General features: G+C 63.2%; 10 protein-coding genes and 1 pseudogene. 1 reads left to right on the top strand and 10 read right to left on the bottom strand.

Annotated features, from left to right (window positions below; genetic code table 11):
- Nucleotides 1–607: ABC transporter permease (locus tag A2J01_RS23430; protein ID WP_156519372.1), on the top strand; the 607-nt coding region annotated here is incomplete at its 5' end.
- Between the two features lie 6 nt (nucleotides 608–613).
- Here the strand turns inward: A2J01_RS23430 and A2J01_RS23425 are convergent.
- The 10 genes and pseudogenes from A2J01_RS23425 to A2J01_RS35325 all read right to left on the bottom strand — a co-directional run.
- Nucleotides 614–1,813 carry a DUF4185 domain-containing protein gene (locus tag A2J01_RS23425; RefSeq protein WP_064113694.1) on the bottom strand — a complete coding sequence of 400 codons (1,200 nt, stop codon included), beginning with the start codon at nucleotides 1,811–1,813 and terminating at the stop codon, nucleotides 614–616.
- Between the two features lie 173 nt (nucleotides 1,814–1,986).
- Nucleotides 1,987–2,772, bottom strand: coding sequence for a RhlG family 3-oxoacyl-ACP reductase (locus tag A2J01_RS23420; protein ID WP_007730838.1), 786 nt, complete (start codon nucleotides 2,770–2,772; stop codon nucleotides 1,987–1,989).
- A complete protein-coding gene (locus A2J01_RS23415) occupies nucleotides 2,769–3,968 on the bottom strand; it encodes an acetyl-CoA C-acyltransferase (RefSeq protein ID WP_064113693.1) in 1,200 nt (399 codons plus the stop codon). The genes A2J01_RS23420 and A2J01_RS23415 overlap by 4 nt, the downstream gene beginning before the upstream one ends.
- A 79-nt stretch (nucleotides 3,969–4,047) precedes the next feature.
- Nucleotides 4,048–5,031 (bottom strand): NADPH:quinone oxidoreductase family protein, encoded by a 984-nt coding sequence (locus A2J01_RS23410; protein WP_003943088.1) that lies wholly within the window; start codon nucleotides 5,029–5,031, stop codon nucleotides 4,048–4,050.
- A gap of 31 nt (nucleotides 5,032–5,062) precedes the next feature.
- Nucleotides 5,063–6,160 (bottom strand): acyl-CoA dehydrogenase family protein, encoded by a 1,098-nt coding sequence (locus tag A2J01_RS23405; protein ID WP_064074991.1) that lies wholly within the window; start codon nucleotides 6,158–6,160, stop codon nucleotides 5,063–5,065.
- Nucleotides 6,157–7,350 carry an acyl-CoA dehydrogenase family protein gene (locus A2J01_RS23400; protein WP_003943047.1) on the bottom strand — a complete coding sequence of 398 codons (1,194 nt, stop codon included), beginning with the start codon at nucleotides 7,348–7,350 and terminating at the stop codon, nucleotides 6,157–6,159. Before A2J01_RS23400 ends, A2J01_RS23405 begins: the two co-directional genes overlap by 4 nt.
- 34 nt (nucleotides 7,351–7,384) lie before the next feature.
- Nucleotides 7,385–8,143, bottom strand: a complete 759-nt coding sequence (fabG, locus tag A2J01_RS23395; RefSeq protein WP_020909429.1) for a 3-oxoacyl-ACP reductase FabG — start codon at nucleotides 8,141–8,143, stop codon at nucleotides 7,385–7,387.
- 45 nt (nucleotides 8,144–8,188) lie between these two features.
- Complete coding sequence (locus A2J01_RS23390; protein WP_064113696.1) at nucleotides 8,189–9,223, bottom strand: phosphotransferase family protein; 1,035 nt, start codon at nucleotides 9,221–9,223, stop codon at nucleotides 8,189–8,191.
- Nucleotides 9,216–9,998, bottom strand: a complete 783-nt coding sequence (locus A2J01_RS23385) for an SDR family oxidoreductase (protein WP_007730827.1) — start codon at nucleotides 9,996–9,998, stop codon at nucleotides 9,216–9,218. Before A2J01_RS23385 ends, A2J01_RS23390 begins: the two co-directional genes overlap by 8 nt.
- Before the next feature lies 1 nt (nucleotide 9,999).
- Nucleotides 10,000–10,136 (bottom strand): annotated as a pseudogene (locus tag A2J01_RS35325) (acyl-CoA dehydrogenase); the annotation flags it as partial.

Genomic DNA, 10,136 nt, shown 5'->3' with positions numbered 1-10,136 from the left:
CTCGGTGGCACTGTTCCTGTGCGGAATTCTCACGTGGTTCGTCGTCCGTCCACGACGCGGACGTTCACTGAACTCGCACACCAGCGTGGTGCGTGAGGGGCTGCGCCGCTACCGCATTCCCGCCCTGGTCACCTTGGTCGCGGCGCTCGTGTTGTCGGTGGTGTCACTGACCGTGGCAAACGTCGAACCACCTAGTGTCCTGGCGATGATCGCAGTGATGATCCTGGTGGGTGCCGCCGCGGTCAGCTCGGGCAGGCTCTTCACCGTTGTGTTCGGAGCCGTCAACGGAACCTTCATCGCTTTGGGCGCCTTGATGATTCAGATCTTCGCCTTCGGCGCGGTGTACCCCATCGAACAGATGCCGACGGTTCTGCAGTGGCTGCACGCCCTGATGCCACTCACGTGGGCGCGCAACGCCATGCGCATGGTCCTTGTCGGATACTACGGCCCGAAATTCTGGGTGGCGGTAATCGCTCTGGCTGCCTTGGTGATCGGAGCCGTCCTGTTCACCATCTGGTGGCGCCGCCGACAAGAACCGCCGACCGAAGCCGATGACGACGCGCCGATCACCGAAGAGATCGTGTACCTCCAGCAAACGCAAGCGTGAGTCGGATCAGCGAACGAGCGTCGTACGCATCAACATGACGTTGTAGTCGGCCCACGTGGTGGCAAGGAAGTACAGATCCGAACCACTGGACCACGGGTGGATGTATGCGGCGTAGATACCGGGAACCTCGACCAGATTGACCAGTGTCTCCGGTGCCGTCCACGGACCGACCGGACTGGGAGCGGTTCGCATCACGATCGAACTGAACGCGTCGGCGTACATCGCCACGAACTTGCCGAGGAACTCGTTGTACTGAACGGAGACCTCACCGATGCGGCCGTCCATGACGGGTACGGCCGCAGCGGGATCGGCAAGGATCCAGCCGTTTCCGTTCCAGTACTCGTAGGCGGAAAGATCGAGGATCGCCCCCTCGGGCACGCGAGAAAGTCGAACCTCGCCGGATCGTCCCGCGGGGGTTCCGTAGTTGTAGACGAACCCGCCGTCCTTCACCATCGAGCTCATCTGGAAGTTCTCGCTACCGGCGACGGGGGCGACACCCGCGGGAAGAACCCCACCGATGTTGGGGCGCAGAGTTTCCGGACGAGTGGTCCACGTCTCGCCGTTGTCCGAGGAGGTAGCAATCTGTGAGTAGTTTGTACTCCACTGCCCGGCCTCGCCCCAGTTGCGCACCGACATGTAGCTCAGATACTGCACACCGTTCACTGCGATGCCGCTCGTGGGGATGCTGGAGGCCTCGACGCCCGGAATCTTCAGACCGGAAATGATCTCACGCGCCTGAGCTGTGCCGTCCATCGGCGCGCTGTCGATGCGCATACCGTCGGCCAGTACCCGATCCGAGCTGCGGAAGAGTACATTGCTTCGCCACTCGCCCACCAAACCGTCGCAGCCGGGGTTACGACTGAGCCCGGTGGTATCGCCGAAAGCGGTCAGAATCTGCCCCGCACCGTTGTCCCACATGATGCCCAGGTCGGTACCCAGGACATTGAAGCGATCAACTGTCTTGTTGGGACTGTATGTGCCGGTGACCTTTTCGATCGCGGTAGTACGACCGGATAGACCTGGCAACCCTCCGGTGTTGCCGTTGAGCCACGGCGCCGCATTGGCCGGACCACCGCTACTACCGACGCCACTGACTCCGACGCAGCCCGGCGCAGCCATCGCCGGCGAAGCCACCGCCGTGACGGCAGCAGCTGCCAGAGCAGCAACTACCCCGAACACCCCCAACGATCTCCCCGCGCGAAACATGACTCCCCCATGGCCGGGATTGTTGGTGTTGTCGTCGTCGTTCCCCCCGAACCTCGGACAATCTAGCAACTGCAGTCACAGATAACCCAATCAGACAAAGACGCGAAAAGGCCTGAAAGTCATAGTAGTTCAGACTTTCAGGCCTTTTCGGACAGAGAAGATCAGTCAGTAGGTCAGCGCGCTCCGCTCGCACCGCCGTCGAGTGGAATCACCGCGCCGGTCAGATAAGCCCCGGCACGTGAAGCCAGGAAGATGGCAAGACCTGCGGCATCCTGGGGAGTTCCGACCCGGCCCAACGGGACCGAGTCCGCCACAGCCTTTGCACTCTGTTCGTCCTCGAGGAGGAATGCCATCATCTTCGACGGGAACGGGCCCGGCGCAATGGCATTGACCGTGATCTGTTCCCCCGCAAGCGTTGCCGCGAGCTTGCGCGTCAACATGTGCACCGCAGCCTTACTGGCTCCGTACGAGAAGTTCTCCGAACCCGACACCACGAGTCCGTCGATCGATCCGATATTGATCACGCGCGCGGGATCTTCCGCCGTGGCTGCAGACCGCAACTGCGGCAACAGCTTCTGCGTCAGGAGGAAGATTGCCTTGACATTGATGTCGAAAATCTTGTCGAAGCCTGCGGCCGGAAAATCGTCGACGGGAGCTCCCCACGTGGCACCGGCGTTGTTGACCAGTACGTCGAGCGTCGGCGAAATCTCGGCGACCTTCGCAGCGAGGCTCTCGACCCCCTCGTCCGTGGACAGATCGGCCGGATGCGAAATGCAGGTGCCGAACTCCGAAAGCTCTCGCGCGGCTTCGTCACAGGCTTCGGCCTTTCGGGCCGAAATGACGACCGTCGCTCCGCCTTCGACAAACCCGCGAGCGATCATGTATCCGATGCCGCGTGATCCACCGGTGACCACAACGGTCTTGCCACTGACGTCGAACAGTCCCTCGATCAAGCTCATGCGACCTCGAAAAGCCCGGCAGCGCCCATACCGCCGCCGATGCACATGGTCACCACCACGAGCTTGGCTCCGCGCCGTTTTCCTTCAAGAAGAGCATGGCCGACCAGACGAGCGCCCGTCATTCCGTACGGATGGCCGACAGAGATACCGCCGCCGTCGACGTTGTACTTCTCGGGATCGATCCCGAGCTTGTCGCGGCAGTACAGGGCCTGAGAGGCGAAGGCCTCGTTGAGTTCCCAGAGATCGATGTCGTCGACCTTCAGGCCGTGAAGATCCAGCAGACGCGGAATCGCGAACACCGGTCCGATGCCCATCTCGTCGGGAGCGCAACCCGCGACAGCCATGCCACGGTAGATACCGAGAGGAGCCAACCCGCGGCGTTGCGCCTCGCCTGCCTCCATCAGCACCGACGCCGAAGCGCCGTCGGAGAGCTGAGACGAGTTGCCCGCAGTGATGGACGAATGAGCACTGACAGTCCCGTCGGCCAGAACCGGTCGCAGACTCGACAGCCCTTCCAACGTGGTGGAAGCGCGGTTGCCTTCGTCGCGGGTCAGCGTCACGGACTCGCTGCGGATCTCACCCGTCTCCTTGTCCTGCACCTGCTTGATCGAGGGCAGCGGGACGATCTCGAGATCGAACCGACCTGCGTCCTGGGCCGCTGCGGTCCGCTGCTGGGAGACGAGCGCGAACTCGTCCTGCTGCTCGCGGGTGACTCCGTAGCGCTCGGCGACGATCTCGGCCGTGTGCAGCATCGGCATGTAGATCGACGGCTTGTTTTCCTTCAGCCACGGATCAGCCGCGCGGAAGTTGTTCATGTGATCGTTCTGGACCAACGAGATCGATTCGACTCCGCCGCCGACCGCGATCTGCATTCCGTCGTCCACGATCTGCTTGGCTGCGGTCGCGATGGCCATGAGACCGGACGAGCACTGACGGTCGATCGTCATTCCGGAAACCGAATCCGGAAGCCCGGCCCGCAGCACCGCTTGCCGTGCGACGTTGCCGCCGGAAGATCCCTGCTGCAGCGCAGCGCCGAGGATGACGTCCTCGACCTCGCCGCCCTCGAGGCCCGCGCGCTGAACTGCATTCGAAATGGCATGTGCAGCAAGCTCTTGAGCCTGAGTGTTGTTGAACGCGCCGCGGTGCGCCTTACCGATCGGGGTACGGGCGGTGGAAACGATGACAGCTTGCCTCATCGGGGAAACCTTTCGTCGAACACGAAGTGCTGTGCGCCTTTATTAACCGCCGGGGGTTAATAAAGGCGCACAGCAAGAATCAGGGCTGGAACACGACGCGACCGACCGTGGTGCCGTCGCCGAGGCGACCGATACCGTCGGCAACGTCCGTCAACGACAACCGCTCACTGATCAGTGGTTTGACCAAGCCGGCATCGGCGAGCCTGGTGAGCTCGACGTGGCAGTCGTCGATGGCCTGCTGGTTGTAGGCCTTGTACAGCCCCCAGTGCAGTCCGATGATCGAATAGTTCTTGATGAGAGCGTGATTGAGTGCCGGCTGCGGGATCGTGCCACCGGCGAAGCCGATGATGACGATCCGTCCCTCGAAGGCGATGCACTTGGTGGACTTCGCGTATGCGTCGCCGCCGACCGGATCGAAGACCACGTCGGCGCCCTTGCCGCCGGTGAACTCCTTGACCGCTGCCACGAAGTCCTCACTGTGACGGTCTACGACGAGGTCTGCGCCGAGCTTGCGCGCGTACTCGGCCTTGTCCGGGCCGCCGACGACACCGATCACCTTGGCGCCTGCCGCCTTGCCGAGTTGCACTGCCGCACTACCGACACCACCCGCAGCAGCGTGGACCAACAACGTCTCACCCTCGAGCAGTTGGGTGCGGCGATGCAGAGCGAACCACGCTGTCTGATAGCCGATGCTCAGAGCGGATGCTTCCGCGTCGTCGAGAGCCGACGGCGCCGGGAACGTGTTGTTCTGATCCAGTACCGAGTACTCGGCGAATCCGCCGGACGGCAGACTCGGATTACCGATCACCCGGTCCCCCACTGCGAATTTGGTCACCGATTCACCGACCGAGACCACTTCACCACACAGTTCGACACCGGGTGTGAAGGGCAGCGGCGGCTTGATCTGGTACTCACCGCGGCACATGAGGACGTCGGGGAAGTTGGCCGGAGCCGCCAGCACCTTGACCAACATCTCCGTCGCATTCGGGGTGGGATCCGCGGTCTCCTCCAACGCGAGCACATCGCGGGGTTGACCGAGTTCGTTGACGCGCCAAGCCTTCACAGCAATTCTCCAGACAGATAGTGGGTGAGTTTCAGGACGAGATCGGGAGGTCGACCAACTCGGCGAGGCGTGCCCGATGCTGATACGCGGTTCCCAGCGACAGCTGATCGCTCTTCGCCCGTTTGAGGTACAGGTGCGCCGGATACTCCCACGTCATTCCGATACCACCATGAAGTTGGACGCACTCCTCCGCAGCATGAACCGCGACGCCGCTGCAGAATGCCTGGGCCACCGTCGCTGCGATCGCCGCATCGGCGTCGCCGCGTGCATAGGTGTCCGCCGCATAGCGTGCTGCCGCGCCCGAAGAGCTGACTTCGAGCCAGAGATCGGCGAGGCGGTGCTTGATCGCCTGGTACGAACCGATCGCCCGGCCGAACTGCTTGCGCTCCTTCACATACGCGAGAGTCGTTTCGAGGCACCACTGAGCTACAGCGAACTGTTCGGACGCCAGAAGTGCGCTTCCGCAGAGCAACGCTTCCTCAACCGCTTGCGCCGCATTGCCGCTGTCGACACGGACCGACGACGAACCCGAGAACTCGACGTCCGCCAATCGGCGCGTCATGTCCAGGGACAGAACCGGCGTGACGGTAGCGTCGGCGATCCGAACGGTGTGCAGCTCCAGGCCGCTCTCACCGGCAACCGGAACAACAAGAACATCGGACTCGGCGACGCCGGCAACCGTCGTGACGCTGCCGACGAGTCCACTCGCCGTTGCCTTGACAGTAGGTGTGAAAGTTCCTGGTGCAGTGGACAACGGGACGACCAGAGCAGCCGTCGAATCCCCCGCTGCCAATTGACCGAGCACCTCGGTCTCGCCGGCCTTCAGCAACGCCGTCGTCGCCAGCACCGCGCTGGTGAAGAACGGAACGGGAGCGACCGCACGTCCGATCTCCTCCATCACGACCGCCGCCTCACGCGTCGACGCACCTGCCCCGCCCAACTCCTCGGGTACCAGCAGTCCCGCCAAACCGAGTTCCGACGCCAGCGACTTCCACAGCCCGGTGAAGTCGGCGGACACGTCGTCGTACGCCGTGACCACGGTGTCGGCACCGGCACGCTCGCTCAGCAGTCGTCTGACGCTGGCTCGCAGATCTTGTTCGGTCTCGGAGTACAACAGATCGGCGCTCATCGGGGTAAGTCCTTCCAGGCGATGTCCTTGTCGACGCGATGCTCGGGCGGCAACCCGAGTACACGTTCTGCGATGACGTTGCGCAGGATCTCCGACGTTCCGCCCTCGATCGAATTGCCCTTGGCTCGCAGGTACCGGTATCCGGGTTCACGCCCGGTGAAGTCGACGGAATCCGGTCGACGCAGCGTCCAGTCGTCGTAGCGCAGACCGGCTTCGCCGTGCAGCTCGAGGTCGAAACCCGAAATCTGCTGAGCCAAACCGGCAAACGCGAGCTTCATTCCCGAGCCTTCGGGGCCGGGCTGGCCGGCGGCGAGCTGCTGGCGCAGTCGCTCACCGGTCAGACGCGCAACTTCGGATTCGGTCCAGAGTCGCATCAACTCGTCGTGCATCGCCGGGTTACGCAGCTCGGGCTCGTCACGCCAGGCCTGAGCGACCTTTCCGATCATGCCTCCCTCACGCGGTGCGCCCGAACCGATGGCAACACGCTCGTTGTTCAGGGTGGTGGTCGCAACCTTCCACCCCTGGCCTTCGGCTCCGAGGCGATTGGCGTCCGGAATCCTGACGTCCGTGAGGAATACCTCGTTGAATTCGGCCTCGCCGGTGATCTGACGCAGCGGCCGGACATCGACGCCCGGATCGGTCATGTCGCAGATGAAGTAGCTCAGACCCGCATGCTTGGAACGTGACGGATCGGTCCTGGCCACGAGAATCGCCAGCTGCGCATTCTGCGCGCCCGACGTCCATACCTTCTGCCCGTTGACTATCCAGTCGTCGCCGTCGCGGACGGCGCGGGTAGCGACGGCCGCGAGGTCCGAACCTGCGCCCGGTTCACTGAACAGCTGGCAGTAGACCGTCTCCGCAGTCCACAACGGGCGCAGGAACTTCTGCTTCTGCTCCTCGGTGCCGAAGGCAGCGATGGTCGGTGCCGCCATGCCCAGTCCGATCCCGTTCTTGCCGGTGGCCGGGCCCGGTGCACCGGCGGCCTCCAGCTGAGCGTTCACCTGACGCTGAAAGCTCTGCGGTACACCGAGTCCCCCATGACCTTCGGGGAAATGAACCCACGCCAGTCCGGCGTCGAATCGTGCGCCGAGGAAGTCCGATACCGACACGCTGTTCGGATCATTCTCCGCGAGAAGCGTGTTCACCTTTTCGGTGAGATCACGCGATACTGCCTCTTCGTCGAAAGCCATGCCCATTCCTTCGGTTCGAGCGGTGAGCGGACGGTCAGTCCTTCGGTCCACCGGCGACGTAGACGACCTGACCGGAAACAAAGCCTGCGCCTTCGCTGACGAAGAACGACGCGGTGTGCGCGATGTCCTCGGGCTGTCCGACGCGATTGACCGGAATCTGCGAAGCGGCAGCGGTCTTGAAGTCCTCGAAGCCGACGCCCATGCGCTCGGCCGTTGCGGCGGTCATCTCGGTTTCGATGAATCCGGGGGCAATAGCGTTCGCGGTCACGCCGAACTTGCCCAGCTCGAAGGCCAATGTCTTGGTGAATCCCTGCATGCCGGCCTTGGCTGCGGAGTAGTTGACCTGTCCGCGGTTGCCGAGAGCCGACGTGCTCGAGAGGTTCACGATGCGGCCGAACTTCGCTTCCACCATGTACTTCTGCACCGCACGCGACATGAGGAACGCTCCGCGCAGGTGGACGTTCATCACCGAATCCCACTCGGCAACGCTCATCTTGAACAGAAGGTTGTCGCGAGTGATGCCGGCATTGTTGATCAGTACGGTGGGTGCACCCAGTTCTGCGGCAACACGATCCACTGCTGCAGCGACCGAAGCCTCGTCGGAGACGTCAGCGCCGACGGCCAGTGCCTGTCCGCCTGCCGCCTTGATCGCGTCGACGGTTCCGGCACACGCCGCTTCGTCGAGGTCGAGCACGGCGACGGCAAAACCGTCTTCCGACAGTCGCTTCGCTACTGCCGCACCGATTCCGCGTGCTGCACCCGTGACAATTGCGGTTCTACGTTCCTGGCTCACTGGCCCTCCATACTTTCGTGATTCGACGGACACCGGACGATCTCGTCAGATCCCGGCCTGATCTGCAATTTCCCTGGCTTTGGCGACCAAGGCGTCAATACGTTCCACGGTGGGAGTTCCGCTCTCGGCGGCATTCTGCGGTTCGTCGCGGGCACGACGCATCACGCCTTCGGCGATCACGGCAATCTTCCACAGTCCCAAGGTGTGCCAGAACTTCAGCGCAGCTGGATCCCGTCCGGTGGCCTCGAGATAGATCCGGGAGATCTCCTCTCGCGAGGGGAATCCGGGGAGTGCCGACGCCGGGAAGTCGCCGCCCGTGTTCTCCCCCGCTGCCGGCCAGTACGCCAACAAGCTTCCGACGTCCGCCAACGGATCACCGAGAGTGCAGAGTTCCCAGTCGAGGGCCGCGACAACTTCGCCGTTCTGAGCGGAGGTGATCACATTGCGCAAGTGAAAGTCGCCGTGCACCAACGTGGTTTCGATATGCGCCGGCTGAGCTGCAATCAAGCGTCGCGTGAGATCGTCGAGATCGGGGCATTCCCGCGTCTTCGACTGTTCCCACTGCCCACCCCAACGCTTCAGCTGCCGTGCAGCGTAGGGCTTGTGGCTTGCCAGGTCGTCGAGGCCGGCCTTCTTCAGATCCACGGCGTGTATCTTCGCCAACGTCTGAGCCAGCGAGATGCCGATTGCCCGACGACGATCTTCCGACAACGCCTCCGCAAGAGGCATCCGATCGACCACTTCGCCGTCCACGAATTCCATGAGGAGCAGGGGAACTTCGGTGACGGCCGGGTCCTCGGTCAACCCGAATACTCGCGGCGAAGGCACGTCGGTGGATTCGAGAGCGCTCAGGATTCGAGCCTCACGCGCCACGTCGTGAGCCGAGGCCAGCAGATGCCCCAGCGGTGGGCGTCGTAGCACCCAGCGATTGCCGTCCTGATCGCGAACCAGGTACGTGAGATTGGACTGCCCCAGGCCGATTCGATCGAAGGACAACGGCCCGGTGAAGTCGATCCCCAGGCCTGCTATCCACCCGGTGACCGCTTCGGTATCGAGTCCCACTACTCCGACGCTAGCCACCGACGGACGCTCCCTGCCGGAACGGGAGTGCGTCACCCAACAACTGGCCACCATCGATGGTCATGATCTCGCCGGTGATCCACTGGGCTGCATCCGAAACCAGGAAGGCGATGGCAGCGGCCACGTCCTCGGGTTCACCGATGCGTCCGAGAGCGGTCGACGCGGACACCGCTTCTTCATGTTCTTTCCACAGAGCTTCGGCGAGTTTGGTTCTCACCACTCCCGGCGCAACGGCGTTGACACGAATCTTCGGTGACAACTCGAGCGCCAACTGCTTGGTGATGTGGATCAGAGCAGCCTTCGACGCGTTGTACGTACCGATTCCCGCCTCGAACGCCATGCCGCCGATCGAAGCGGTGTTGACCACGGAACCACCGTGCTCGCCCATCCAGGCCCGCGCTGCGAGGCCGGTCCACAGGACTGGAGCCCACACGTTGACGTCGAAAGTCTTGGCGAAGCGCGAGTGATCCTGGTTGATGATCGGCCCGAACGACGGGTTGGTGCCCGCGTTGTTCACCAAGATGTCGAGACTGCCGAAACGCTCGATCGTCTGCTCGACGCACTTGCGTGCAGCATCCTCGTCCGTCGCGTGAGCGCCGACGCCGATCGCGTTGCCGTTCACCTGCGCGGCAGCCGCATCTGCGGATTCCTGTGAGCGCGAAGTCAGTACGACGTTTCCGCCCGCCGCCGCAATCGCCTGCGCGGTCGCGAGGCCGATGCCCCGCGATGCGCCTGTGACGATTGCCGTCTTACCGGTGAGATCCAGTCCTGCCATGTCAGTTCGCCTTGACTTCGCGGTACTTGCGCAGTTCCTGCTTGGCGATGGCGCGCTTGTGCACCTCGTCCGGGCCGTCGGCCAGGCGAAGGGTGCGCATGTGGGCGTAAGCCATCGCGAGCGGGAAGTCGTCGGTGA

The organism is Rhodococcus sp. EPR-134 (assembly GCF_001647205.1).
GTDB classification, from domain to species: domain Bacteria; phylum Actinomycetota; class Actinomycetes; order Mycobacteriales; family Mycobacteriaceae; genus Rhodococcus_F; species Rhodococcus_F qingshengii.
This window is presented reverse-complemented; position numbering and strand designations above follow the sequence as displayed.